The sequence below is a fragment of the Clostridium sulfidigenes genome (genome assembly GCF_000732635.1).
Classification (GTDB): domain Bacteria; phylum Bacillota; class Clostridia; order Clostridiales; family Clostridiaceae; genus Clostridium_J; species Clostridium_J sulfidigenes.
Map to the genome: position 1 here is coordinate 34,435 of NZ_JPMD01000011.1, position 25,294 is coordinate 59,728.

30 protein-coding genes and 1 pseudogene are annotated in these 25,294 nt (G+C 27.9%); 6 read left to right on the forward strand and 25 right to left on the reverse strand.

Going from position 1 to position 25,294, the window contains the following annotated elements; translation table 11 throughout:
* Window positions 1-13 precede the first annotated feature (13 nt).
* The 19 genes and pseudogenes from cas7b to IO99_RS05090 all read right to left on the reverse strand — a co-directional run bounded on the left by cas7b (window position 14) and on the right by IO99_RS05090 (window position 16,484).
* Window positions 14-934 (reverse strand): type I-B CRISPR-associated protein Cas7/Csh2, encoded by a 921-nt coding sequence (cas7b, locus tag IO99_RS04995; RefSeq protein WP_035130981.1) that lies wholly within the window; start codon window positions 932-934, stop codon window positions 14-16.
* A 1-nt stretch (window position 935) separates the two neighbouring features.
* Window positions 936-2,664 (reverse strand): annotated as a pseudogene (locus tag IO99_RS05000) (TIGR02556 family CRISPR-associated protein).
* 180 nt (window positions 2,665-2,844) lie between these two features.
* Window positions 2,845-3,456, reverse strand: coding sequence for a CRISPR-associated protein Cas4 (gene cas4, locus IO99_RS05010; RefSeq protein ID WP_035130997.1), 612 nt, complete (start codon window positions 3,454-3,456; stop codon window positions 2,845-2,847).
* Window positions 3,431-3,721: a CRISPR-associated endonuclease Cas2 gene (gene cas2 / locus IO99_RS05015; RefSeq protein WP_035130999.1), complete on the reverse strand. Its 291-nt coding sequence runs from the start codon at window positions 3,719-3,721 to the stop codon at window positions 3,431-3,433. Before cas2 ends, cas4 begins: the two co-directional genes overlap by 26 nt.
* Entirely contained in the window at window positions 3,721-4,707 is a 987-nt protein-coding gene (cas1, locus tag IO99_RS05020) for a CRISPR-associated endonuclease Cas1 (protein WP_035131001.1), read from the reverse strand. Before cas1 ends, cas2 begins: the two co-directional genes overlap by 1 nt.
* A gap of 173 nt (window positions 4,708-4,880) precedes the next feature.
* On the reverse strand, window positions 4,881-5,456 hold the full coding sequence (locus IO99_RS05025; protein ID WP_035131003.1) for a hypothetical protein: 576 nt from the start codon (window positions 5,454-5,456) through the stop codon (window positions 4,881-4,883).
* A gap of 111 nt (window positions 5,457-5,567) precedes the next feature.
* Window positions 5,568-5,762, reverse strand: a complete 195-nt coding sequence (locus tag IO99_RS05030) for a hypothetical protein (protein WP_156964290.1) — start codon at window positions 5,760-5,762, stop codon at window positions 5,568-5,570.
* 20 nt (window positions 5,763-5,782) lie between these two features.
* Window positions 5,783-6,754, reverse strand: coding sequence for a hypothetical protein (locus tag IO99_RS05035; protein ID WP_035131007.1), 972 nt, complete (start codon window positions 6,752-6,754; stop codon window positions 5,783-5,785).
* Window positions 6,755-6,765: 11 nt separating this feature from the next.
* Window positions 6,766-7,020, reverse strand: coding sequence for a Smr/MutS family protein (locus IO99_RS05040; protein ID WP_051823933.1), 255 nt, complete (start codon window positions 7,018-7,020; stop codon window positions 6,766-6,768).
* Between the two features lie 415 nt (window positions 7,021-7,435).
* Window positions 7,436-8,050, reverse strand: a complete 615-nt coding sequence (locus IO99_RS05045; protein ID WP_035131009.1) for a hypothetical protein — start codon at window positions 8,048-8,050, stop codon at window positions 7,436-7,438.
* A 463-nt stretch (window positions 8,051-8,513) separates the two neighbouring features.
* Window positions 8,514-9,200 (reverse strand): DUF4352 domain-containing protein, encoded by a 687-nt coding sequence (locus IO99_RS05050; RefSeq protein ID WP_035131011.1) that lies wholly within the window; start codon window positions 9,198-9,200, stop codon window positions 8,514-8,516.
* Between the two features lie 17 nt (window positions 9,201-9,217).
* Complete coding sequence (locus IO99_RS05055) at window positions 9,218-9,781, reverse strand: DUF5028 domain-containing protein (RefSeq protein ID WP_035131013.1); 564 nt, start codon at window positions 9,779-9,781, stop codon at window positions 9,218-9,220.
* Window positions 9,765-10,439 (reverse strand): ATP-binding cassette domain-containing protein, encoded by a 675-nt coding sequence (locus IO99_RS05060; RefSeq protein ID WP_035131015.1) that lies wholly within the window; start codon window positions 10,437-10,439, stop codon window positions 9,765-9,767. The genes IO99_RS05055 and IO99_RS05060 overlap by 17 nt, the downstream gene beginning before the upstream one ends.
* Window positions 10,440-10,456: 17 nt before the next feature.
* Entirely contained in the window at window positions 10,457-11,329 is an 873-nt protein-coding gene (locus IO99_RS05065) for a DUF2705 family protein (RefSeq protein ID WP_035131017.1), read from the reverse strand.
* A complete protein-coding gene (locus tag IO99_RS05070; protein WP_035131019.1) occupies window positions 11,322-12,059 on the reverse strand; it encodes a hypothetical protein in 738 nt (245 codons plus the stop codon). Before IO99_RS05070 ends, IO99_RS05065 begins: the two co-directional genes overlap by 8 nt.
* A 25-nt stretch (window positions 12,060-12,084) precedes the next feature.
* Window positions 12,085-12,909, reverse strand: a complete 825-nt coding sequence (locus IO99_RS05075; RefSeq protein WP_156964291.1) for a hypothetical protein — start codon at window positions 12,907-12,909, stop codon at window positions 12,085-12,087.
* A 517-nt stretch (window positions 12,910-13,426) separates the two neighbouring features.
* Window positions 13,427-14,755, reverse strand: a complete 1,329-nt coding sequence (dnaB, locus tag IO99_RS05080; protein ID WP_035131022.1) for a replicative DNA helicase — start codon at window positions 14,753-14,755, stop codon at window positions 13,427-13,429.
* A 1-nt stretch (window position 14,756) separates the two neighbouring features.
* Window positions 14,757-15,635 carry a conserved phage C-terminal domain-containing protein gene (locus IO99_RS05085; protein ID WP_035131023.1) on the reverse strand — a complete coding sequence of 293 codons (879 nt, stop codon included), beginning with the start codon at window positions 15,633-15,635 and terminating at the stop codon, window positions 14,757-14,759.
* A gap of 636 nt (window positions 15,636-16,271) precedes the next feature.
* On the reverse strand, window positions 16,272-16,484 hold the full coding sequence (locus tag IO99_RS05090; protein WP_035131024.1) for a hypothetical protein: 213 nt from the start codon (window positions 16,482-16,484) through the stop codon (window positions 16,272-16,274).
* A 309-nt stretch (window positions 16,485-16,793) separates the two neighbouring features.
* Between IO99_RS05090 and IO99_RS18300 the strand changes: the two genes are divergently transcribed.
* The 3 genes from IO99_RS18300 (at window position 16,794) to IO99_RS05105 (ending at window position 17,801) form a co-directional block, all read left to right on the forward strand.
* Entirely contained in the window at window positions 16,794-17,219 is a 426-nt protein-coding gene (locus IO99_RS18300) for a hypothetical protein (protein WP_051823934.1), read from the forward strand.
* Between the two features lie 80 nt (window positions 17,220-17,299).
* Window positions 17,300-17,524, forward strand: coding sequence for a DUF1659 domain-containing protein (locus tag IO99_RS05100; RefSeq protein ID WP_035131025.1), 225 nt, complete (start codon window positions 17,300-17,302; stop codon window positions 17,522-17,524).
* A gap of 58 nt (window positions 17,525-17,582) precedes the next feature.
* Window positions 17,583-17,801: a DUF2922 domain-containing protein gene (locus IO99_RS05105; RefSeq protein WP_035131026.1), complete on the forward strand. Its 219-nt coding sequence runs from the start codon at window positions 17,583-17,585 to the stop codon at window positions 17,799-17,801.
* A 98-nt stretch (window positions 17,802-17,899) separates the two neighbouring features.
* Here the strand turns inward: IO99_RS05105 and IO99_RS05110 are convergent, their stop codons facing one another.
* On the reverse strand, window positions 17,900-18,838 hold the full coding sequence (locus IO99_RS05110; protein WP_051823935.1) for a hypothetical protein: 939 nt from the start codon (window positions 18,836-18,838) through the stop codon (window positions 17,900-17,902).
* A 193-nt stretch (window positions 18,839-19,031) separates the two neighbouring features.
* Between IO99_RS05110 and IO99_RS05115 the strand changes: the two genes are divergently transcribed.
* Entirely contained in the window at window positions 19,032-19,643 is a 612-nt protein-coding gene (locus IO99_RS05115; RefSeq protein WP_051823936.1) for a DUF4230 domain-containing protein, read from the forward strand.
* A gap of 120 nt (window positions 19,644-19,763) precedes the next feature.
* On the opposite strand, the gene IO99_RS05120 is transcribed toward IO99_RS05115, so the two are convergent.
* The 3 genes from IO99_RS05120 to IO99_RS18650 form a co-directional block, all read right to left on the reverse strand.
* The gene (locus IO99_RS05120; RefSeq protein WP_035131027.1) at window positions 19,764-20,996 is read right to left on the reverse strand and encodes a DUF2812 domain-containing protein; all 1,233 of its coding nucleotides are present in this window, start codon (window positions 20,994-20,996) and stop codon (window positions 19,764-19,766) included.
* A complete protein-coding gene (locus IO99_RS05125; protein ID WP_035131028.1) occupies window positions 20,993-21,322 on the reverse strand; it encodes a PadR family transcriptional regulator in 330 nt (109 codons plus the stop codon). Before IO99_RS05125 ends, IO99_RS05120 begins: the two co-directional genes overlap by 4 nt.
* A gap of 180 nt (window positions 21,323-21,502) precedes the next feature.
* Complete coding sequence (locus tag IO99_RS18650; RefSeq protein WP_084178076.1) at window positions 21,503-22,516, reverse strand: DUF4351 domain-containing protein; 1,014 nt, start codon at window positions 22,514-22,516, stop codon at window positions 21,503-21,505.
* A gap of 301 nt (window positions 22,517-22,817) precedes the next feature.
* Between IO99_RS18650 and IO99_RS05135 the strand changes: the two genes are divergently transcribed.
* Both IO99_RS05135 and IO99_RS05140 read left to right on the forward strand, forming a co-directional pair.
* Window positions 22,818-23,396, forward strand: a complete 579-nt coding sequence (locus tag IO99_RS05135; RefSeq protein WP_035131029.1) for a lytic transglycosylase domain-containing protein — start codon at window positions 22,818-22,820, stop codon at window positions 23,394-23,396.
* A 126-nt stretch (window positions 23,397-23,522) separates the two neighbouring features.
* Window positions 23,523-23,966: a GNAT family N-acetyltransferase gene (locus tag IO99_RS05140; protein WP_035131031.1), complete on the forward strand. Its 444-nt coding sequence runs from the start codon at window positions 23,523-23,525 to the stop codon at window positions 23,964-23,966.
* A 121-nt stretch (window positions 23,967-24,087) separates the two neighbouring features.
* Here the strand turns inward: IO99_RS05140 and IO99_RS05145 are convergent, their stop codons facing one another.
* Entirely contained in the window at window positions 24,088-24,552 is a 465-nt protein-coding gene (locus IO99_RS05145) for a hypothetical protein (protein WP_035131033.1), read from the reverse strand.
* Between the two features lie 13 nt (window positions 24,553-24,565).
* Window positions 24,566-25,249, reverse strand: coding sequence for a hypothetical protein (locus IO99_RS05150; RefSeq protein WP_035131034.1), 684 nt, complete (start codon window positions 25,247-25,249; stop codon window positions 24,566-24,568).
* Window positions 25,250-25,294 lie beyond the last annotated feature (45 nt).

Here is a 25,294-nt window from a genome sequence, read left to right on the forward strand (position 1 = left end):
ACCTCTAAGCTTTCTACATGTATACCACATTAAATTCTTCAGATATGTTATCTACTTGTACCTTAGGATGAAGATATATATTTACTTTTTCAACAACATCTTTATGCAAATCTACAAATCTTTTTAAGTTTATAAAGTCAAAAGTAAACTCATCTATTCCTCTTAATGCCAAATCTTCTTTATCATATTTTACATCTACATAATCAAGCTCACCGTCTATATAATTTTTATTATATATTACTTCAACTAATACTCTAGGCATTTGATTTTTAGATGTACTTTTATAGTTTCTAATACCAGATAATAACATATCCTTAAAGTTTTCTAATTCTTCATCAGTTACATTTATATCTTGTCTTTTCGCACATTGGTCATTATATACCATATATGTTTTAAACAAAGCATATGGTGTATAGTATTTAGACCATATTGTTCCTTGAACTTTACCTTCACCTGATGTAAATGAAGCTGTGCCTTGGGCAAATTTTATTTCAGCCTCATGTATACTTTTGCTCCACATAACTTGAAGCGGTCCAGTTATGTTAAATTTAGGTTCTGTAACAACAGCTCCAAATAATTTAACATCTATATAATCTGATTTTAATAATGATTCCAACTCTACTTTACCTTTTTCAGTTAACTCTTTTACTTTCTTTTTATCCGTTTCATCCTTTACGAAATTATCTAATATTATTTTATTTGCTACTCCTTTGCAATCTAAATACTTATCTTTATCATCTTTAGTTGCTCTAACAAATACTTTTAATCCTCTATTATCTGCTTCTTCTCTAAAATATCTTTTTATCCTAACATCAGACATTTCTAATTTTCCTGTACTCTCATCATATCTAGGTCTATTTTCATTTATCATATCACCATTAGGATTTGCCATAGTACAATCAGTAAATAACAAAAATTCTCTTGTATTCGTCATTTTATATTTCCTCCCTATTTTCTTGTATTTCTTCATTTTTATCATTTTCTAAATCAAGGACATTCTCTTGAACTTTTTTAAAGTAGCTATCCATTCCCCAAAAGAATATATATTTAGCTTCATCTGAACTTAGCTTACCACTAGGATTAGCCATTAGCTCTTTAGATTCTGTAAGAATATCTTTAAGCCATGCAGATGAAATTTTATATTTAATCATTTTATCACTTAACAAATTACTAAAATATATAAAATCTTTAAAGTTAAATTTTCTTGCAAAGAAGAAATTTTTATCTAGTGAACTTCTATCTGCAATCTTTCCTTCTTCATTTGAGTTTCCTTTTTTTATCATATAATTAACAAAATTATATGCCATACCAATTAAAAACCAAGATTTTTTTTCATTACTATTAAAATAACTTAGATTATCCATAAACAATTCTTTATAATCACCATATTGAGTCATAACTTTAAATCCTCCCTCTATACACCCTGCATCAACTAAGAAATTATAAACCTTACCTATATTGCTAATAGTAAATTTATTTTTACCGTTTATAAATTCATATTTATGCACCATCATAGCTCTAGTAAAAAAAGTGTTTCTATTAATACTTTTTCCTAAAAATATAGCATCTACCATTCTTAGTTTCTCTTTATTAGTAGTCTCAATTCCTTTTAATCCCACCTTTATAGCAGTGGAATAGTTTATAATATTATATAATTTAATACCATATTCAGTAAGTAGTACAGATAGTTCACCAAATCTTGATGGTAGCATACTCTTTATTGTATGTTGTATATAAAATGTCTTATTTCCTTCCTTTTCAAAGAAAATTATATCTGTCTCAGTATTTCCTTCACCTAATAATTCCAAGACTATTTCTTCATCATTATATATATTAGATATAAAATTCTTTTTATCTTCGCTAACAATTGTGCTATTCTCATATATCGCTTCTGTTTGTTCATTAAAATTATGTGGTAAAAACATTACACTTTTATCAATCCAATAAGTAGTTAATTTATCTTCAACATACTCTTTACCTATCAAAATATCATTTAAGCAGCTTTTACACATAGTTACTCCAAATTTATCTTTTTCATCTACAGAACCATATACATCCTTATCATTGGTGTAAAATTTATAAGTTGTAGTATTAAAAACCTGTTTTTTTTTCTCCACAAAAATGGCATATATGCTTTCCACTTATAGCTTTAAATCTAGTAGCATACATCTTATCTAAAAATTTATCTTTAAATAATTCATAAGGATATTTTCCATTTAATAATATTACTACTATAAAATTTTTATGTTGATTACTTATCTTTTGATAAATTATGTCTTTAACCTGGTTGTAATTGTTTTCAATGCCGCAATAAGCTAATGTAGTTTTTATTTTTTTATCAAACTTTTCTATTTCTTTAGAATCCTCTTTATAAAAATCTGCTCTTAAAGCTCCACCCTGAGCATCATTTCCCGCTTGATAAAAAAGTGCTTTAGTAGTTATATCTCCATAAAATTCTTCACTTTGTGTCTCTATTTCACCATTATCCTTAATATCTATATAAAGAATTTCCTTTACTGTATCCCCTTCAATTTTATTAACTAAACTTCTTACAATATCAACTTCTGTTATTCCATTATTTTCTCTTAAGTATGCTCCTATATCTCTTATTGCATTTATCATTCTTTCACCTCCTAAATTAAATGTTATTCTTATTATCTTCATTTTTATTAATTTTATACTTTAGTAATATCTATATCTTATGATTAATATATTTTATATGTATATTTTATCATGTAATTGTTAAATATTAATAAATACAGTAAAATAAGTTTTGAAATGTAATGTCTATTTCTTATTAGAATCCATTAAAACAAGGTTAAAGGGAGATTAAATCTCCCTTTTTTATTTTTCGCATATATTTCTATAACAACAGTCAATGCATCTAGCTTTACTTGAAGTAGCTTTTGGATAATATCCATCTACAACCTTTTTATAATCATTAATATACTTAATAGATTTCTTTTTCAACTTATCATCAAAGTCAATCTCTTTAAGTAAATTTTTACTTCTTAAATATACTAAAAACAATTTATTTACCTTAACTTTATATAACTCTTCAATAACTAACCCATACATAGCCATCTGAGTTTTATAAGTTTCAAAATCTTTATCTTTGTACTCTGCAAATTTATAATCTAATGGTGCATAGGTTCCATCATTTAACAGATATATTTCATCTACTATCCCTTTTATTCCATATCTTTTAGATACTATATATTTCTCCTGTTCCTTGCTTACTCCACCTATTCTTTTCCTAACTTGATTCACATTTTGTGATTTCTTATCTAAATGTTTCTCTCTTCCTATTTGTACCTTAAATCTATTTTCTTCATATTGTCTTATTGCTAAGTTCTTCATAAAGTATATAAATCTAGGACAATATAGAAATTCTATTATATCTGAAGGTGTTACATACTCCTCAAATTCACTAAAGGAATTTTGATACAATTTCATTGCTAATCAACTCCCTATCAAAACCATTGCCAATTATATCTGTATCATAGATATAATCTTTACTAGTTGGAAAAATATATATAGAATCTGTGCCATCATCCACTAATCTTTCCATGATAATCTTAAGCTCATCTTTTTGATTTTTATTAAGCTCTCCTAAAAAAATACTCTTTTGAACCCTATATAATCCTTTATTCTTACACGCTTTAACTGCTGTATTTCTAGCTCTATTCTCTGAAATATCATACATTACCCAATAAAGCATCACATCACCTCATTTAAAATTTTATTAGCAATGTTATGACAATCATATTGAATTACATTATTAAGCCTTATAACTCTACCTTTATATTTAATTTTTTCTTCAAATCTATTATTTACCGCCTCGATTAATGTCTGTTTACCTAACTTATTTAGCCAATATCCTCCACCTTCTATCTTATCAAACATGTCCTGCTTTATTTTCCTCTTAGAAAACAAACTAAAAACAACCTCATCCATATACCCTCTATACATTTCTATGAGATCAAAAACCAGAGCTGTTCTATTGTAATTATCAGTATGCATTATTCCTATATACGGATCTAATCCTGCAATTATACATGAACTTTCTACCCTAGAATAAAGTACCCCATAAGCATAATTAAGCATACAATTAAATTGATCACTAGCTGGATTTTTACTTCTACCCTTAAATTTATACTTCTCAGGTATCAGCTCTCCTAAAGTACTAAAATACCTTCTAGCACAGTAACCCTCATGTCCCTCCATTGTTCCCCTTATAATATCTATCGGCACATTGTTTAACACGGATAAAGCACACTTGTGTTCTTCCATATCTTTAATAGCTTCATCTATCAACTCAACCTTTTCTTCACTTCTATTTAACTTAAGTTTATTTAAATGATTTATTTGATTACTTATTTTTTGGTCTATCCATTCTTTAACAAACTCTGTTCCCATAGATATTTCATTTAATTTTAATTGATGTCTTCTAATTGTAGTTATACTACCTAACTTTGAATGCCATACCCTAGCAAAAGGTTTTCCACTATACTCCAAAAAAACAACATCAATATTATTTTCTATTGCTAACTTTAATGCATCTGTTGTTACAAGAGCAGATGTTGTTATTAATATTTTTTCTACCTTTTTACTTGAAAATTCTTGTTTAACTCCATCTATTGTAACTTGAAATCGCTCATCAACTTTGCTAATATGTGCTCCCCTTGAGTTAATTACTAATTCCATAAATATACCCACTCCTTATTATTTATATCTTAATTGTGGACATGCTTTTACTATTTTATTCTTCTTCTTACCTTTTCTTAATTATTAACCTTAAAATTATCCCCTTTACCAAATAAACACAAGCCATCTCTAAAAAGAAATGGCTTGTGATTATTTATATATAATATAACTTATTATCCTATTGATGATTTAATAAATACATCAAAAGTAATATCCTTATAAATTGGAATTTCATCTTGTAATTCAACTTTTTTAATTTGGCTTATTTTAGTTGTGTAAAAAGAGCATCTATCCAAGTTATTATAATCTAAGTCTATTGTAACCTCTATAGTATCATCATTTGTATTTTTTAAAACAGATAATACCTTTCCTTTTACCCATTTATCTTTTATTAAAAGTTTATATACGTATCCTTGTACTATATGATCTAATTTATATGGTTCAAATGGATTATATCCCTCCCCTTCAAGTTCTTGAAATGCTTCTATTACATACTCTTTGTCTTTTTCATCTATGATAGTATAATCTTTAATCATTGGTATCTCATCTAATAAGTATATTTCTCCATCAATAATATCCCCTCTTGATATAACTTCAATAATAGCTTTATTACTTAATCTATATTCTGTATCTATATATATACTTGAATCATCTATTCCAACAATAGTACCTATAAATTCAGCTCCTATTTTCATTATAAATCTGTACACTCTATTAGGCTTTATTTCATTAAAATCTATCTTTTTCATTTTACTTCCTACTTTCTATAAATTATTTATGATAGATAACCAAAATATTTATCTGTGCTTTTATATAATTATTCTTTTATTTAGAAAAATCATTAGAAATACTTCAATTCACTAATTAAAATTAGGAATATCAACAAATTTTGGTTCTTGTACTTCTAAATTTTTATCAATCTTTTCTTTTATAGTTGACATTGAAAAATCTATAGCAAAATTTTCATCATAAACATTTATTACATTATATTCTTTAGACTTAAGCCACTGTTCTTTATCTGTAAAATACTTCTTACTTTTTATCAAATTTATCATTCCTCTCTAATTTAATGAAATCATTTTCTAATCTCATCTTGATAATCGGTTTTATATTCTTCTACTAAATTTTCAAAATAAGAATCATCTATATCTGAAAAACCCCAATAAAATTCTTCTTCGTTATAATCTTCAAGACATATTTCTTCATAATACAACTCTTCATCATAAAACTTTTCTTGTTCTCTCATTTCTTTTTCCCATCTCATAGCTAATTCTAGGTTATGCTCTTCTTGCATATTGTTTCTTTTTTCTTTCTTTTCCTTTTCTAACTTATATTCTTCATTATCTAAGAACCTACCACTGATTAGTTTTTCAATTTTAAAAATTCTCTTACTTTTGTCCGGTTTAGTTGTAATCGATATCAAAGCTAATCCCTTAAAATACTTTTCTTTTTTATTTCTTATATTATAATCATGATCACAGATATCTATAAATTTATCTATCATCTTTAACTGATATTTTGTTCCTATTTTCCCTTGGTATTCTTTAACCTTTGAACCATTAAATCTAACTACAGTATTATATTCTTTATTTCGATTTACATTGTTAAATTCTTTTATATCGTTAAAGCTTTTTACAAAATTATAAATATGTTTTACTTCATAATTTTCAATAATATAATTATATTTTTTATAAAGTTTACCTATATTACTTTCACCAAGCTTTCTAAAATCACTAGTAATTCTTAGCAAGTTCAAATATTTATCGCTATTATAATTGTTAAAACTAGCTTGTATTACTGTATTTATGCTTATTTTTGAAATTTTTTCATTATAAGTATGCAATCCAAACTTAGCTCCATTAGTATCTATAATTCTAATAACTTTACCAGTAAATACATCAATCCCTATTATTTTTAAATACTTAACTTCTCTAAACTTTATTGTTTTTGTTACTTCTCGATTTAAAATTATCACTATATTTCTAGTTTTTTTAAAAGAGATATCTTCCATTAAAAATTCTTTATTTTTATTAATTATATCCGCCATTGTAATACCCCCTAATTAAGAATTAAACTAGTTATCCCCTGATTTATACCTAGTAACTTTTTCCCTACTCTTTTATTAATAAAGTCTTTTCTAACCATATCTAATAATGATGTGCCATTATGATAACCATGAATAACAATGATTTCCTTAATATTTTCAGGTGCATTATTAACCGCTTCATTTAGATACATAGCGGCTTCCCATACCCTCATCCTGTGAAGATCTACTTTCATTATTTCATTTTCTTTAAATTCATAATACAACATTGTAAGATTCCTCCTTTTATTTTGCTAAAAATAAAAAGACACTTCTAAAAAATGATTTTAAACTTAAAATAATACAACAAACTAAACCCTACAGAATTCTATTCCGTAAAGCTATGCTCTGTTGCGCTAACAACAAGAGTAATTATTGTATCAATCAAAACTAAATCACTTTTTACAAGCGTCTATATTAATTATAAATACCTTTATGCCAATTGTCAAATATTTTATTATTTATATTTATTATGTATATAACTTAATATTTAGCAATGACACTCACCATTTTATTTCTAACTTAAATAATTCATTACTAAATACATTTATATAAATATTAAAGTTTCAAATAATAAAAATTATGTTTATAAAAAATCACAAAAATAGTAGTACCAAAATGGATACTACTATTCCCACCTTATCGCTATTCTCCACCCTTACCTAGCGCTGAAGAATCCCCACTTTCAATAACTTCTCCAGTGGCTTTATCTTTAAAGTTCACTATTGTTTTTGCTGTATCAAAAGATTTTCCATTCATAGCTTGATACATATTTCCAGACATATAAAATCCTACTGCTACAAAAGGTTGAAGTCCACCATAGGATGCTTTATCAACCATAATATCAAATTGTGTCAAATCATCATTATATTTTATCTCTGCAAAAGAAGGATAATTTTCTTTATCAGCTAAAGTCTCCTTAATACTGTCGTCTACTGCCTGTTTCATACTTGCTAATAACTCTTTATGAGTTTTCTTATCCATAATGTAGGTTACAGAACCGTCTTCATTGACTTTAACTTCATGTACCCCTTTTGCTTTTGCTTCTGTCTCTATAGTAGTCTTATCACTTCCGTCAAAAAAGGCTGCAGGCAATGTTACTTCTACATCAAATAAATTTTTTTGTGAAGACATCTCTCCCCCGTTACTTTCTGTTTTCTTTTCTGCCTTATCTCCATGGTCTGAGTCCTTTACACCACAGCCTACCATTGCAATTGCCATTGTAGTTACAAGTAGTAATGCTAAAATTCTCTTCTTCATAGATTTTTACCCCCATATTTAGCTAATTATAGCCTTATTTTTATGTTCTTTAACATAATTTTTATAATAACTATGTAAAAACATTATATTTTTTATATTATACTTAAAATTTTAACATAAATTATATTATATATCATTAATTTTACTTAAAAGTATAAATTCAATACATGAAATTATCTATTAGACCTCTACTGAAGCCCCAAGACTCTCTGATACTTTCCAATCCATCCTAGATTTACATTTCTCACTTCACCATTTCTATTTTTACCTATGCAAATTTAACATAATAAAAAAGCAAGTAAGTTTTAGAGTAATACTTGTCTCAAAATCTTACTTGCTTACATTTTTTATTTATTACTATCCTTGCCTAGTGCTAAAGAATCCCAACTTTCAATGATTTCTCCTGTAGCTTTCTCTTTAAATTATATTTTATCTCTGCAAAAGAATGATAATTTTATAATCATCAATACTTTATTTTTATATATCGTGAATCATCATCATAACCAACAACTCCTGAAATATTTATATCAAAAATTTGATTATTATATTGTAATTTTTCATCTTCTACTATGTATACTAAATCACATGTATATTCTTCTTGTGGCTGGAAATTATATTCAAAATAATCCTTTTTATCAAAGTCTTCTAATTTGCTAGACATCCAACATTCATAATTATATATTTCATTTTTATCATCTATTACATCTAAACAACATGAATTAAGTGGAAACATTCTTTCTGTCTCTCTATTATTTTTAATTGTTACATTTACAATGACATATGACATATTATTAATTAAATTTCCTTTTTCATCTGTAACAAATTCATCACAATCTGGAGGATTTGGAAATTGTTTTTTTTCTTTTGTCTTTTCTACTGAGTTAACCTTAAATGTAAGATCAACCGTAAGAACATCTTCACCCATTTCAAAGATTTTATCAGCTTCAAATTCGTTAGCTGCAGCTAAACTCTCTTCTGCTTTAATTTCAGCATTTTCTTTGGTTTCTATACCTTCTTTTGTTTCTTTTTTGTTACTCCATAAGTTAGACTTAGGAAATAATTCATCATTTTTAAATACACTAACACCAATAATAACAACCATAATTATCATAGATGCAATAACAATTCCTTGTTTCGTTTTTCTATTCAACTTTATACCCTACCTTTCTAACTAAAATTAAGTTCTACGCATCTTTTTACCGGATACATTTCCAACGTTAGATAAAATTTTCTATTCTTCAATTCTTTCCATGTTTCTTTATCAAAATGCCTTTCAATCATAGAGTAGGGTAATATTAATTCTTTTTCTTCTCCAGGCTTTAATTCTACTACAGGACTTGCATCATCTTCTTTATTAACTTCTTTAAATAATTCTAAACTCAGTCCATTATGCCAACTTACTGATTCCGCCTCAAATTCATAAACCTCTATAGTTTTAGTCTCCTCACTATTATTCTTAAAGTTAACTTTTACAAAAATAGCCTTCTTTTCTTCATCAGGGAATGGATCCTCTATAGACGCATATATTATTTTAAGTTCATCATCATTTACAATTTTTGATTCTTCTACACTTAGCTGAACTCCTTCATAATCAAAGGTTTCATTTAAAGTAAATTTTTCTAGTGGTGCTTCAGGATATTTATTATTTATATATCTAAATCTCATAAAACATACACCTACTAAAATAAGAACTAAGCCTAAAATTATATAGTTCTTACTTCTCTGTTTCATTTAATTTTACCTCCTCCTTCACCTTTATATATTTTTTCATTTCTCCATTTTCTATAAAAAATATTTCATCTGATAGATAACTTAACTCCTCACTATCATGACAAGATATTATTATTAATGCTCCTTTATCACGAAGATCTCGAAGTATTTCACTAAGGTTTTTGATGCTGTTTTCATCTAGTGCATTAGTAGGTTCATCTAATACAATAATTTTAGCATCTTCCATAATAGCTGCTGCAATTCCTAATTTTTGCTTCATTCCTAGTGAATATTTTTTGAATTTCTTCTTATCTTCAGGATCTAATCCCACTAATGAAATAGTCTGTTTTATCTTTTCTTCACTAATTTTCCCTTGTATATCTGCAAGTATCTTTAGATTTTTATATCCTGAATAATTAGATATAAAACCAGGGCTTTCAATTAATGCTCCAATACTTTCAGGAAAAGAAAGCTCTTTACCTAAAACTTTTCCATCAATTATAACCTTTCCTTCAGTAGGAATCATAAGTCCACAAATTGCCCTCATAAGCATAGTCTTTCCTGAACCATTTTTTCCTTTTAGCCCATAAATTTTACCCTGTTCCATTTTTATATTTATATTGCTTAAAACTGTATTTTTAGAAATTACCTTAGTTAAATTTTCAACTTCAATATACATATTATCTCCTTTTACACTTAGTTATTTTTTCCTATAATATCATAAGTTTTAAACTTAAAAATCCCTAATGTTATTGATATAAAAGATATAGCCATGCTGAGTATTATACCAGTTGATGTTTCAATTCCCTTTATACCTACCATTAAGCTATTTCGTAACAACATTAAATAATTTCCCATTAAAATAGGACTACAATAATAGATCGAGACTATCAAAAAAGATATAATAAAAATATTGCTATATATTAAATTACTGAACATTGCTATGGTAAGCTGCATTAGAGAAAGGGCTACGGATGTGACTATGGGTAAGACTATGCAAGCACTAAACACTCCATTAGCTGCTAAACTAGAAGTATCTAACTTTAAAACAGCTAAACTAACCTTATGATTAGGAGTTAACGATAGTTCACCATTAATTAAAGAAAACATTGCAATAACTATATACCCTATTGCGTAAAAAATAAGAACATTTCCCATAATCCAAAGGCATTTACTAAGCCACCACTGCCATCGTTTTTTTGAACGTATTAATATTTGAGTTCCATATTCTTTTAAATCATTCAGTGGATAATAACCTATCACTATTGAAAGAAATATATTTAATAAAACCCATCCCGGTGGTATTTCAATTTTTTCTTTATTATCTACTCTATTAGAAATATCAACACCTTTATATAAATCAATAATGTAATTGCCAAAGGTTGGTTTCTCTTTGAAATTATCATATTCTCTACTGATTATTAATCCCCTTTGAAAATTAGCACATAGTAATATAAATATAATTAATACCACAGCATACTTTTTCCATCCTTTAATAGTTCCCATGTAATAGTCATGCTTTATTTGCATTAAAAAACTTGACTTATTTTCTCCTTTAAAACTATTCATTTAAAAATTCCTTTCTGTCAGCTTTGAACATACCCACATATGTAATAGAAATCATTAAAAAAATCCCATAGATTAATCCTATAGCCATGTTAATGGGATTTACCCATTTTGTATAATAAATACTTATAAGTCTATAAAATATAGGACAATAATAATCGACTATTCCCACTGTAATAATTACAATGAGAGAGATACTACTTTTATTGGTTATCCAATAAATAAGCATAGTTAATAAAGTTATAACAAGTATTCTAATAAAAGATATTATGAAAAATGCCATTACAACATTAATAAACTTAATATCACTACAGATCATATTGGTTTCTCCAAAGAAAATACTTCTTCTCCTATCCCAATTTATATAGCTATTGCACAATAAACCACCTACCCCATAGGTGCATAGTAGCAAATATATAGTTGAAAATAAGGAGAACAGTATACTTTTATACACTTCTTTTAACCAAAGTAATTTTTTACTCTTTTGCTTTAATACAAACATAGTAGAAAAATCATTTTTAAATAGGTGCAACAGCAAGAATACATTAACAATCATTAACTCAATGCCAAAAAATAATGTTCCAGAAACATCTACAAAGTAATCAGCTAATGTAAATTTAAATCCACCTAACAAAGAAACTTTCATTGAGTGTCTTAAATATAGAAAAGTTAATGATGCTACGATGATCATGTATACTATTACCCATAAAAAATTAGACTTAATATTTCTCATAAACTCTTTTGTCCATAATTTACACTTAATATATATCTTCTCTCACCCCACTAATTAAAAATGTTGTGGACGTTATAATTCCTAAAAATAAAGTTTCATATAAAATTATTCTATAATCACAGGTTCCATAACCTGGTTGTAGAAAATAAAGTGGTTCATAATTATTTAATCCCAAAGATGATAATAATGAATATAAGAATAAATAAATTAAGAATGGCGCAACTATTACCATAAATCTGTATTCTACTACTAAACTTATGGATAAAGCTATAGTAGCTAAAAATCCACTAAAAATAAAATCTATAATTAGATATCCTAATATATAAATAAATGGGTGAATAAAAAATAGCTCTCCCCACATTTGTGCAGCACCAATTAAATATCCTTCTCTTGCTTGTGGTGGATATGATGGTAAAAACATAGCTGTTATAATAAGACTTATTAATAGCGGTATTACTATAGCAAGTCCACCAGAAATAAATGTAGCTAAATATTTAGATATATAGTAATCTCGCTTCTTAGCTCTTATAAGCACATTTTTTATATATCCATTTTTCCTATCTAAGAAAAATGAATCTGCAAAGGGAATGGTAGCTAATATAGGAAGTAGCATATAAAATAAAAAGTTATGCATACTATAGCCAGCATTTCCTATCCACCCAACAAAAATCGTTGGTGGACAATACATTTTAGATTTATTATATTGAAGTACCTCATCTATCCCCATAGAGGCTGGAATAACAAATTGAATCACATAAGATATCGTTATAAAGCTACCTATAGCTAAAGCAAATAGCATAGATTTACTCTTTAAAGCTCTTTTTAATTCAATTTTAAATAAATTTTTCAAAATTTCACCTTCTTTTATTCTATTTTTAAATTCTATATTAATAAAGGTTAAGGTAGAAATAATATGTAATACTATTTCTACCTTTAAATTTAAAGTTACATAAAAACTTGCCATAATTTAATAAATATAACTCTCTATTAAATTGTATAAATACAGTATTGCTTCTGTATTTTTCAATTACAATACGTATCAATTAATAATATTATATAAATCTAAAATTACCAATAATCCTGTTATGTATTAAGTGATTTATCATATCAACTTAATAGTATACATTTCTAATATAATAATGTGCGCACATTATCTTCACATAAATGTTTAGCCTAGATTTAATATAACAAATTACATGTTACTCACTTGTTACTATTGTAACTAATGTTAAATTTTGCTTAAACCTTTAATGCACGAAAGGCTTAATTCTGTACCTAAAATTCGATAAATTTACATTTATTTCCACGAATTTTGAAAGATTTCAATATTTTAATTGTCTATTCTCATATTTTTTAAGAGTTTTTATCTACTGAAGCCCCAACACTCTCTGATACTTTCCAATCCATCCTAGATTTACATTTCTCACTTCACCATTTCTATTTTTACCTATGATAATTTCCATGATTTCCTTAGGTGCCTCCCCCTCTTCCTCTTTATTTTTATCTTTATTTTCAGTGTCATAATAACTTTCTCTGTAAGGAAAGAGCACCATATCTGCATCTTGTTCTATGGATCCAGATTCTCTTAGGTCTGACAGCATTGGTCTTGGATCATTTCTGCTTTCTGCTGCCCTGGAGAGTTGAGCTAATGCTATGACGGTGATTTTTAAGGATTTTGCCATTGCCTTTAGCTCCCTCGATATCTTTGCAACTTCTTGTTCTCTAGATGAACTTACTCCTACAGATTCTATGAGCTGAAGATAATCTATTATTATCACATCTAAACCTTCCTTTTGCTTTAAAGTCTTTGCCTTTCCTCTTATGGTTGGAAGTGTAGTTGATGTGTCATCTATAAAAATTTTTCTCTTTGAAAGTTCTGAGGCTCCTATGATAAGTTTATTTAGGTGATCTTCTTCTAGATTTCCACTCTGTATATTTTTTAAAGAAATCAAGCATCTAGCAGAAAGCATTCTTTGTACAAGTTGGTTCTTTGGCATCTCTAGGGAGAATAAGCCCACCTTTGCCTCTTTAGAAACATGTTGGGCAAGGTTTAAAGCAAAGGCTGTCTTTCCCATGGAGGGTCTTGCAGCTATAATAACTAGTTCTCCAGCTTTTAAGCCTGAGGTCACTTCATCTAAGTCCTTATACCCTGTGGAAATACCTTCAAGGGCCCTTTTATCCAGGTATCTTTTTTCAATGTGGCTTATGGTACTCTCCAGTGTATCCATAATGGGTTCCATATCTTCCATTGCTGCACTGCTATAGGCTTTATGAATATTATCCTCTAACTCTTCCACCACTTGGTCTACAAGGAACTCTCCATGACTCTCATCAATGGCTTTTCTGCAAGCTTTTATAACCCTTCTTCTGCTTGCTTTATCTATGATGATTTCACAATAATTTCTTATATTACTTAGGTACACAGCAGAACTAGAAAGCTTAGAAAGGTATGTTATACCATTGCATTTTTCTAAAACTTCCCTAGATTTTAGTTCCTCGGAAAGGGTTATTAAATCTATATTAATCTCCCTAGCTCTAAGATTTAAAATTCCTCTATAAATAACTTTATGATTTTCATAATAAAAATCGTCTAAGTTTAAAATATCCTCCACTTCATAAATTTTATCCTTATCGTTAATTAGCACCCCAAGGACTACCTGCTCTGCTTCTAGACTATGTGGCATCACCATATCCATGCTACATGTCCTCCTTCAAAACTATATTCTTTAACTTTTCCTTTAACTCAGCTTTATTTCTTTCATCACTAAGGACCATATTTCCCCTCTTAAATTTCCCGTCACTTTCCTTTTCTGGTTTTCTTTCTTGATTTAAATAGGTCTCAAATTTATTGCCAAAGAGAGTAGTAGGAACTAAATATTGCTGAAACTTGGTGCCTGTCCATTTATATTTCATATTATCAATAACGGTTTTAAAGTCCTCTACGGTAAAGCCTTCACTAAGCCTTGCTTTAATAAGCCTAATAGTTATCTTTGTTGAGCTTCTAAAGTTTTTTCCTGTTTTCAAATTCAGATACTCTATTATTTCAAAGGCACTTTTCTCCAGAAGAAGATTTTTATTTATTTTAGTAGATGAATCTTTAGTAGAGGGATTATTTGTTGTAGATTTAAATCCACACCCCTTAGGTTCTTCACAGATACCCTTAGATTTTTCATCAATACCCTTAGCTTCTTCACCCATACCTTTAACTCCTTCACAGATACCCTTAGAGTTTTCCTCCTCTGCTCCTTCTCTAGTTATAAGCTCCTTATAATTTTCACCTATGCCAAAAAAGGAGTATGTTCCCTTTTCCCTCACAACCAGATGAGTAAGCATTCCTGCATCTCTCAATTTAAAAAATCTAGATTGAACTGTACATTTCTTCATTCTAAAAATAGGAAACTCTCTTAAAACTGCATCATAACGAAGCCAATAATAAATATGTCCCTCTACCTCCCTTATGTTCATTCCATTGCTTTCTTTAAAATCAATGAAATACCTAAGAATACTTGCATCAATAATATCTAGTCCAAACTTTATTAATTTATCCTGCCTAAAACCCATAATTGTATGTTTCATAATCTTCTCTCTCCTATCCTTATTTAAATAAGTATCTCTATATACTAAATAAGCAATTTAGACGAAAAGTGGAAAATTATTTTATTAAAAATAAAAAAAGTGGCATGCACCACGTTCCTAACGGTAAAACCAATAAAACGTAAAAATCTATACTTTCCTATACATTGAAAAAGACAATCCAGAAGTTAATCCTGAACTGTCTAAAATACTTATACAATATTATTTTTTTAATTGGCTCTGTTGAAGATTACAGTGATAGAATATACAAGCTATGTGGATATTGATGGACATCCCATAAAGATTCTAGTTAAATACACAGCTTTTTATTTTTAATAACGTGGTCGAAACCAAATTATAAAAATCTTATTTTCATTAAGTTATATTATTAAAATCTCACCTTAAATTACACCACATTTTACCTAGGAAACTAGATAGCTAGAAAACTATATACCTATAGAAATATATAAATATGGATATATAGATATATAAAACTAGCTTAATAGTAATATATGAACCTAGTTAAATAGTAAAATAGTTAACTATTTGTTGTGTTCATGGGGGTTTCAAGGCTTTCTCTAATAAGCACTGTATGTTAATTACTAATTATAATGCTTTCTTAAACTTTTCTAAAATAACTTACTGAGTTTTACTTTTATAATACCCCATATCTTTCAAAAGTAAGGTAATAAAATATATGGCAAGCAATAAATAAGCTAAATTAAAAGCAACTAATAGGTTTCTATTTTCAATAATTTTACTAATAGGTTGATGTAATATAGCTATAACTAAAATGAAAATATTCCTACTTAATTGAATTCCTTTGGATTTCTTTCTCCTTATATCCTTCATACTTAATTCTCCTCAACTCACTATTATCAATTATTTTATTCTTCCCTTTAAAATCAAAATTCAACCCTTCAATATTTTTTAGCACAACCTCTTAGTTTGCATATGCCTTAAATTTATTATAATGCATTTAATGTTTTACATTCCATAAAAATACATGAAAGTACGATTTTACTGCATAAGATTACAATTTTATATATTGAAATCCCAGTAAATAATATCCAAAAACTTTTTTAAAACCCTTATCTCTAGTGAATTTTCTTAATAAAAGCATATATAGTAAGTGTTAAATAATTTATAAGGAGGTTTCTCATGAAAAAAGAAAATAAAATTAATGATTCCATAGATGAATTTAATTCTGAAGAAGATTTGGAAGAACTTAATGGCATCTGTGAGTCCATCACTGGTATTCCCATATCATCCTTTAATTTTGAAAAAGATATTCTCTCTAAGGAGAATTTATCCACAGCTAATCTAACTTCTCTACCATCTCCTGTTGATAGTTTTACTGATAATCGCAAGGTTAAAACTGAAGCTCCTGGAATAACTCCACCCATAGATGGTGAATTCTTTGATACTCAGAGATGTTATAAAATAAGAAATTCCACTGCTAGAATGCTAAATGAAATTAAAGCTGTTCATCCCAATGTTAATGTTTATATGAATACCATTGTGGATGCAGCAATTAGAAATTACTATGACTTTATTTTCAATAGAGATGGAATTAATACTTTATAATTATTCATCATTTATACTTTCCACTTATTTTTCAAAGTGCATATATAATCATTGAAACCACTGATAAGGAGGTGAATTTAATGGCAGTAGATAAAGTTTTAAACACCACTTCTTTTCATATTGAAGTTGAAAACGGAACTGATAAGACTGGAGCTACAATTTATAAGAAAAAAACTTTTTCTGGAGTAAAACCTAGTGTTGACCCTCAAAATGTTTTTGATGTGGCTGAGGCTATTAAAGATGTTTTAAGTGCTTCTACTAGAGATAGTTACTTAAATGAAACTTCAAAATTAGTTAATGCTTAAGAGTATTAACCGCGAGTATTAACTGTGACTTATCCTAGAGAAAGGAGGAAATTAAACTATGGAATATTCATTATTAATGACTTTTATTAATGCCAGTGGAGATAAAGTTAATTTATCAATTTCAGGAGTTAAGCAAGATATCACTGAACCTCAGGTATCAACTCTTATGGATACTATAATTGCTAAGGATGTTTTTCTTAGTAAGGGTGGCTCACTAGCTTCTAAATACGGAGCACAGCTTACCCAAAGACAAACTACTAAGTTCAGTCTTGCCTAAAATGACAAAAATAACGGGGTCAGACCTGAGGAATTTTTTTCCTCGGGGTCAGACCCCATTACATTTTTTTCCTTGGGGTCTGACCCCATTACAAATATTTACACTTCTTCAATAAGTGATTTCATATTCTCTTTTATTGAAGATAATTCATTTTCTACAGTAATTAGCTTTGCTCTAAGGGATTTTATTATGTCCTCTACATTATAAACAACGTTACATACACTTTTTAAAGAATCACTGATTTTTGATTGAACAATCCAGTCAGATATTAATCCATCAAAAAAGTAATCTGCAAAGGTTTCAAAAGAACCAATATTTATATCTATATCCATTGCTAAATCCACATCGGCTAATTCATTTTGAAATTTCATCAGTGCAATTTTTGTATTCTGTGCATACTCTTTAGCTTTATCAATTTCAGAGTGTTTGGCTGCTGTAGCTAAAAGACCTCCCCCTAGTATATCCCAGGTTCCCCATCCATCAGCACTTTCAAGAGAATCTACTACAAATTGAAGTTCATTTCTAGCAGCATCACCAGCAGCTATTGCTTCCTGCAACTCTTTCTTCTGAGCTTCAATAGAAGGAATCTTGTCCATAATTTCAAGTAACTTTTTAGAGTTCTCATTATTTAAACCTAATATAAATCCTTCTTTTTTCTTTAATACTGCTTCATATTCAGCCTCAGCATCAAGTAAATTATTAAATGACACTTTATAGGATTCAAGATCCTTTTCTAACATAAGAACTGAGTGGCAACATTCATCATACTTTAACTTTGCTGCAAGGAACTCTTGTCTCTCTTTATCCAGCTGCTGATCCTTACTTCCAAGTATAGAATAAAATATGTTAGCAATACTCAAAGATTCAAGCTTTTTTACATCCTTATCCTCATCATCAAGAGCTTCTTCAAGTTCAATCTTTCTAATTACTTCTTTTTCAAGAGCTTCTTCCGTATGCCTAATCATACCCTCAAACTTCTCTTTTCTCCACACTTTTTCCTTAGCCGCTATAAGTTCTTCATTAATATACTCAAACATACTAAACTTCCTTTCTTTTTTAAGGGAGATTATATCCCAAATTTTGTCACGGGGTCTGACCCCCTGGATATTTTTGTCATGGGGTCTGACCCCCTGGATAATATTTTACTTTATACCATTATATCTCATTGCATTCATAATATATACTCCCCTAGCATAAACATTAAAAAGATAATTTTGCGGGGTGATTATTTTGAAAAAATCCAAGATTAAAAAGTTCTTTTCCTTTTTTAATAAGATTAAGATTATGATTTTTATAATAGCTATAATTGCTGCTTGTTTATTTATAAATTCTTTAACTACTAAAAATAATTTAGAGAAAAAGAGTGATTTTGTATCTGAAAAACTTATATCCATATCCGAGCTAGCTACTTCCCGTTATGATTACTCTAATGTGATTTCTGTGAAGAATAGCTTAAGCTTTAAGGATATTACTATTCCTTTTACTGAAAAATCCTTTGTCATTAAATATAATGGCTATATTACTGCTGGACTAGATTTTAGTGCTGCTACTTTTTCTATAGATAAAAATATACTTACCATAACTATTCCACCTTGTTCTATCCTTACACATAATGTAAATGAAGATGAGGTTTTTATATTTGATGAAAAGAACTCCATATTTAATAAATTAACTATGGATGATATGTTAAGCGAAATTGTAGCAGAAAAATCTAAGACTGAAGAAAGGGTAATAAAAGACGGCTTCCTTGATAAGGTTACTGTGGACACTATAGACCTTCTTAAAAACATTTTCTTGAATTGCGGTTTTGATGAAGTAAAAGTTAAGATTGCAGCATCTTAATTCATATAATATAAAAATGCTATGTTTTTTCAACATAGCATTGTGACCTTATAAAATTATTAGTTTAGACTTAATATGTTTATTTAGAGGGAATGCAGTGAAATAATTCACCTTATAATACTAGTATTCCCTCCCTTTAGCCCTAATATAGAATGAAATTATTTTTGAATAAGGGAAACAAAATAAGAATAATATAGACACAAGAAATAATACTATGAAAATCATATATGGTAAAACTTCTATTGTCCTTGAAATATCACTAATTAAAAGAATAAATACTTTTATAATGCTATAGGAAATAATAGCTATAGTAGGTAGGTAAAATGCTGAATAAGTTAAAGCCATTTTCTTAGCATTAGCAACTTGTTCCTCCTTATTTGAATATATATTAGGTCTTTCGTCTGTGTACTCTTTACTCCATAGACTCCATTTAACTGGTAATGTTCCAACAGTATATGCAAGTTCCCATTGATCCAGCTTAAATATTTCATAATATGCAGCTGTAGGGTTATTTTGAAAATCTAATATATATCTAATTTTTCTAGGAGCTCCCTTAGTAAAATAAAATTTCATATTCCCTTTTTTAACTTTATAAAGATTAAAGCCTTTTGCTTCCATATCTTCTAACCATTTTTCTAATTTATCTGGTTCTAAAAAACTAGGACATCTTTTCTCTATTAACTTCCTATGTTCTTGTAGGGAACCTTCCTTTTCAGATACATATTCCCCATCAAATTTAACATAATCAGAGTCTAATTCCTCTTTTATCTGCGATTCATTCTTCCTTAATCTATATAGTGGATATATGAACAGAGCTATAATACCTAGTGCTTTTACAACATTTAAAATATCTAACAAAGTAAAATAAGAAGTTTCTATATGTTGTATTTTCTCAGGAGATACTTCTTTTATGAAGGTGATATCTCCAATACCTAAAAAATAAAAAATTATCATTGGAATTAAAATTATTAGGAAAATGCCAATATTTACAGAAAGATAAATTGGAATTAATGATAAAAGAATTTGAGCTATTTTAAATCTGCTTAGTAAAGGCTCTCGAGATGGCTGGGCTTTTATATCTTCTAGATTCTTTTCATTTGCTAAGAAAAACCATCTACCTTTACTACAAGCTTTGTACCATCCATTTTTTATTAAAGAAGGTTGTAACTCTGTAATCCCCCTTTTCTCAAATGAAATTCTATAGTTAATATTGCTTTCTTCTCCCTTTTCAAAGATAAATAGTCTTAGAAGAAGGTTAACATCTTTCAAAATATAGCCCTCTAAAGCTTTTTTACTTAACCAGTTTTCTATATTTTTAATATTTAAGCTCCAAAATGGTTTAAAAATTCTCATGAAAAATCCCCCTCATATTTTATTGCATTATCATGTAATTCTTTAATCCTTTCTATCTCTGCTTTTATTAATCTCTTCCCCACTTCTGTAATTTCATATATTGTTTTCCTATTTTCATCAGAGTAAATTGATATAATTTGACTTTTTTCCATTTTACCTAATGTTCCATAAACTGTACCAGAACCTAACTTTATTCTTCCATCAGTAATTTTATCTACATGTTGTATTATTCCATAACCATGTCTTGGTTCTGTAAGTGAAAGAAGAATATAGAAAGCTGTTTCTGTCATAGGCATGAATGCTTTTAAAATTTTATCCTCACTCATTAAAATACCTTCTTTCTAGTATTACTATATTTCTATATGTCACGATGTGATATATCATATTAAAACTATATCACGCTGCGACATATAAGTAAACATGCAATATAAAAAATGCTATGTTTTTTCAACATAGCATTATGTGACCTTATAAAATTATTGGCTTAGACTAAATAGATTAATTATTTATATCTTAAAATACTCTTCTAATTCCTCTACAGAATTTATATCAAAGATATCCATACCAATTTTATCAATGGCATTAATGGGTAAATTCATTATCTTATCCTCATACTCTGCTGGTAGATTTTTAAACTTTTTTAATAATAGTTTAATTAATAATTCTGCTTTGCCTTTATTAATTCCTTTTTCTATTCCCTTTTCTATTCCCCTCTTTTCAACCTCTGGATCATATAATGTTTTTGTCATTCTATTCACCTCATTTTCTAAAATTTCATCCTTAATAAAATTTCTATTCAGATATTCTATTAAATTCTGTATTGCTAACAACATCTTATGAAAGTCTTCTCCTAGGATTTCATTAGAATCGAAGAGTTCCTTAGATTCATTGGCTAATTTTGTTGCTAGTTTCTTTGCCTTATAGGATAATTCTTTCATCTTTTCAATGTTATTATTCTTGTTTGCCTTTATTAATTCCTTTTTTAATTGAAATAATTGTAGTGGCATAAGTGGATACATCTTTTTATGTATGAGGTCCTCATCTGAGTATTCCCAATACTTAAGCACTGGTACTGTATAATCAATTTCTTGACTATCCGGAAATACTATATTTAACCTTAATTTATCCTCTATATTTTTATTTTCTTCAAAAAATATGACCTTTTGCTTAGGAAAAACAATTCTTTTGACATGGTTGCTTTCATCCGCTTCTTCTTTAGCCTTTTTAAAGCCATATTCAAACATTCTCACTATCATGGTGCTATCATTTTTAGTTTGAAATTCTAGGTGATAACTTACTTTTTGATTTTCATTTTTTGAAATCTTAAAGAACATGTCACCCCGTAGCACATCTAAAGTGTCCTCAATAAACTCATTATTACTTACAGTTAAACTAACCTCATCTACATTAAAGTTCTCTTCAAAAACTCCATTTAACAGATTAATCAAAACCTTATTAGAGGTGGAAAACAAAAACTTTAATACCTGATCTAGTTTAACTTTTTCCTTTGTAGATTCCAAGTTTGCACCGTCCTTTATAATTAAATTATATATTAAAAAGAGCTCAAATTAAATATATTTTATAGCTATATATTAATTATAGGCACAAACACTTGTTCTTATACATTTTTAGCATACCTTTGATAAAATATTTCCTAAATCTATAATAAATATATTAAACACTTAAGAAATTTGTAATGAATTCCTTAAGTGTTTTAATCTATAATTAAATTAAGTAAGCTAGTTATAGATAAGTTTTAAAATATAAAAAAGTCTATAACTATTTCGCCTATGGTAAATAAGGCTTTGAGGAGGAACTTTTTTGAAGAAAAAAAGATTTAGTTTTAAAAAACTTTTATTTATTTTAATTATTATTGGTTGGGGTATGTTATTTATTTATTCTTTTAACAGTAAAAATTCTCATGAACAAGAAACCTTTCAGATTGAGTATAAAGATTCCATAAATAAATATTGTAAAGAGTTTGATGTCGATAAATATTTGGTCTATGCAATGATAAAACAGGAAAGCAATTTTAATAACCAGGCTATTTCTTCAGCTAAAGCAAGAGGTTTAATGCAGCTAACAGAAGATACCTTTAACTGGCTAAAACCTCAGTTAGGAGAGAGTTCTACCACCTATGATGATTTGTTTGATGCAGATACTAATATTCGATATGGTGTGTTTTTCATTTCTATCCTTCAGAAAAGTTTTTCTGAGCAAAACACTGTAGTTGCAGCCTATAATGCGGGAATGAATATTACCACTGAATGGTTACAGGATAGTAATTATTCCAATGATGGAGCAACACTAAATAATATCCCTTATAAAGAAACTGCAAATTATGTTGATATAGTGGACTATAATTATAAAAAGTATTTAGAAATATATAAAGATAAGTAATCTATGGAATATGAAATATAAAATACTCATTGATATTTTGTATTATATGTTATAATTTACTTATATTATCTCTAGTATTATACTATGAGCAACAATTATTTATAAAATATTGTGGAGGAATTCTAAATGAATTTAAACATGTTTAGATGCGGTATCAATGAAATTTCATATATTAAAGATGCCATTATTAATGTTAAAAGCGAAGAAGATCCATGTTGTTTTAACAAGGAAGCCATAGAAAAATTTTTATCCAATAACGATAATTGGTTTTATGTTGCAACAATGGATGAAAAAGTGGTTTCATATGCAATTGCTTATGTTCAAAGTCGTCTGGATACCACCCAAAGTATGATTTGCTTATATGAAATAGGTACATTAAAGTCCTGTAGAAAAAATGGTATTGGCAAAAGATTAATTAATAAAATTATTGAAGATGGAAAATTAAATAATTCAATGAAAATATGGATTCCAACAAATATAAGCAACTCACCAGCATGTAAATTATATAGTAGTATTGGAGCAGAGGAACCAGAAATAAAGGATGATATTATTTATAATTTCAGATATTAATCATAATGCATAGATAAATAAATTAAGGTGTAGTAATTAGAATTAAGTGATTACTTGGAAAATACCACATTATCCATAATAGAATAATGTGGTATTTTTATTTTCACATAATTATTTATAATTATTTATAATTATTTATTTCTAGCTCTGCTTCCACAGGTAATTTTTCTTTTAAAATATTAATAACTTTATGGTAATCACTGGTTTTAAAATGAAAGGTTTGCTCCATAAAACCACCAAATAGTTTAACTTTTACATCCTTTGAATTAGTTACTTGAACTTTCTCAATCTCATTCCACAATATAATCTCTTTATATCTATACATTGATATAAAACCTTGGGAGCTAATTCCTTGCTTAATCCAGCTACTAATAAACGCAAAAATACATAATATTCCTATTATATAATGAATCCATGTATTAGCATAAAAATACATAATGCCTATGAAAATAATAATACCAAACAATACAATAACAATCTCTATAAGCCTTTTTCTTATTTGTATTATCAAGGCTTTTATATATTTTAGCTGTTTTAAAATTATTAAAATTAAAAGTACTGGAATAATAATGTCAAAAATCTTCATTCATATCCTCCTGTTATAAAGCCTTTGATTTTGACTTCTTTTTTGCACTTAAAGATTCATTTATGTGTATAACTTGATGTCTCGTCATTGGCATTAATATAATTCCCGCTACATTCTTTCTACCCCAAAAATCAATAAGCCAATTTGATGCCTTCACATCCAATACTGCTCTCTCATCTAATATACGTTGCAATCTATGTTTATCAAAGTTTCTTTTCATATCCTGAGTGGAAAGATTCTCTACTATGTCTCTTGTCCTTCTTCCTACTTCAATTCTATAATTTTTTAACTCTTCCATATTTATATTTTTACTAAATTCCATAATATCATCTTCTGACATTGCATTACCAGTATCTGTGATATTGGAGTTAATTTTTTCTTGCCAATTTTCCCTATTAAATATCTGTTTATCACCTGCAACTAATAAATTCATTGTTATATCCTCTATCCTAGTACAATGCCAAATGCCATAGGTGATAGTACGTCCCTTTTGATTTTGTGAAGTTCTAAATGTATTTTCATCTAACCCTTCCCATAATTCATCTTCAAAAGTTTTTTTATCTATTCCTGACATAATGGATAAATGGACCATTGAATGCAAACTTAAAGCCAAGCTTTTACTTTCTAGAATTTTATCTGGTTTCAATATTATCTTTCTTAATTCCTTAATATCATCGTTCCACGATTTTAAATCCACTTAATATACTCCCCTTTATCTGTTCCCTATGGTTTATAATTAATT

What these genes read in the sequence shown, in the direction of transcription:
- cas7b (WP_035130981.1), bottom strand. Translation starts at nt 934, where the DNA reads ATGACGAATACAAGAGAATTTTTGTTATTTACTGATTGTACTATGGCA.
- cas4 (WP_035130997.1), bottom strand. Translation starts at nt 3,456, where the DNA reads ATGAAATTGTATCAAAATTCCTTTAGTGAATTTGAGGAGTATGTAACA.
- cas2 (WP_035130999.1), bottom strand. Translation starts at nt 3,721, where the DNA reads ATGCTTTATTGGGTAATGTATGATATTTCAGAGAATAGAGCTAGAAAT.
- cas1 (WP_035131001.1), bottom strand. Translation starts at nt 4,707, where the DNA reads ATGGAATTAGTAATTAACTCAAGGGGAGCACATATTAGCAAAGTTGAT.
- IO99_RS05025 (WP_035131003.1), bottom strand. Translation starts at nt 5,456, where the DNA reads ATGAAAAAGATAGATTTTAATGAAATAAAGCCTAATAGAGTGTACAGA.
- IO99_RS05030 (WP_156964290.1), bottom strand. Translation starts at nt 5,762, where the DNA reads ATGATAAATTTGATAAAAAGTAAGAAGTATTTTACAGATAAAGAACAG.
- IO99_RS05035 (WP_035131007.1), bottom strand. Translation starts at nt 6,754, where the DNA reads ATGGCGGATATAATTAATAAAAATAAAGAATTTTTAATGGAAGATATC.
- IO99_RS05040 (WP_051823933.1), bottom strand. Translation starts at nt 7,020, where the DNA reads ATGTTGTATTATGAATTTAAAGAAAATGAAATAATGAAAGTAGATCTT.
- IO99_RS05045 (WP_035131009.1), bottom strand. Translation starts at nt 8,050, where the DNA reads ATGAAGAAGAGAATTTTAGCATTACTACTTGTAACTACAATGGCAATT.
- IO99_RS05055 (WP_035131013.1), bottom strand. Translation starts at nt 9,781, where the DNA reads ATGAAACAGAGAAGTAAGAACTATATAATTTTAGGCTTAGTTCTTATT.
- IO99_RS05060 (WP_035131015.1), bottom strand. Translation starts at nt 10,439, where the DNA reads ATGTATATTGAAGTTGAAAATTTAACTAAGGTAATTTCTAAAAATACA.
- IO99_RS05065 (WP_035131017.1), bottom strand. Translation starts at nt 11,329, where the DNA reads ATGAATAGTTTTAAAGGAGAAAATAAGTCAAGTTTTTTAATGCAAATA.
- IO99_RS05070 (WP_035131019.1), bottom strand. Translation starts at nt 12,059, where the DNA reads ATGAGAAATATTAAGTCTAATTTTTTATGGGTAATAGTATACATGATC.
- dnaB (WP_035131022.1), bottom strand. Translation starts at nt 14,755, where the DNA reads ATGGATATGGTGATGCCACATAGTCTAGAAGCAGAGCAGGTAGTCCTT.
- IO99_RS05085 (WP_035131023.1), bottom strand. Translation starts at nt 15,635, where the DNA reads ATGAAACATACAATTATGGGTTTTAGGCAGGATAAATTAATAAAGTTT.
- IO99_RS05090 (WP_035131024.1), bottom strand. Translation starts at nt 16,484, where the DNA reads ATGAAGGATATAAGGAGAAAGAAATCCAAAGGAATTCAATTAAGTAGG.
- IO99_RS18300 (WP_051823934.1), top strand. Translation starts at nt 16,794, where the DNA reads ATGAAAAAAGAAAATAAAATTAATGATTCCATAGATGAATTTAATTCT.
- IO99_RS05100 (WP_035131025.1), top strand. Translation starts at nt 17,300, where the DNA reads ATGGCAGTAGATAAAGTTTTAAACACCACTTCTTTTCATATTGAAGTT.
- IO99_RS05105 (WP_035131026.1), top strand. Translation starts at nt 17,583, where the DNA reads ATGGAATATTCATTATTAATGACTTTTATTAATGCCAGTGGAGATAAA.
- IO99_RS05110 (WP_051823935.1), bottom strand. Translation starts at nt 18,838, where the DNA reads ATGTTTGAGTATATTAATGAAGAACTTATAGCGGCTAAGGAAAAAGTG.
- IO99_RS05120 (WP_035131027.1), bottom strand. Translation starts at nt 20,996, where the DNA reads ATGAGAATTTTTAAACCATTTTGGAGCTTAAATATTAAAAATATAGAA.
- IO99_RS05125 (WP_035131028.1), bottom strand. Translation starts at nt 21,322, where the DNA reads ATGAGTGAGGATAAAATTTTAAAAGCATTCATGCCTATGACAGAAACA.
- IO99_RS05140 (WP_035131031.1), top strand. Translation starts at nt 23,523, where the DNA reads ATGAATTTAAACATGTTTAGATGCGGTATCAATGAAATTTCATATATT.
- IO99_RS05145 (WP_035131033.1), bottom strand. Translation starts at nt 24,552, where the DNA reads ATGAAGATTTTTGACATTATTATTCCAGTACTTTTAATTTTAATAATT.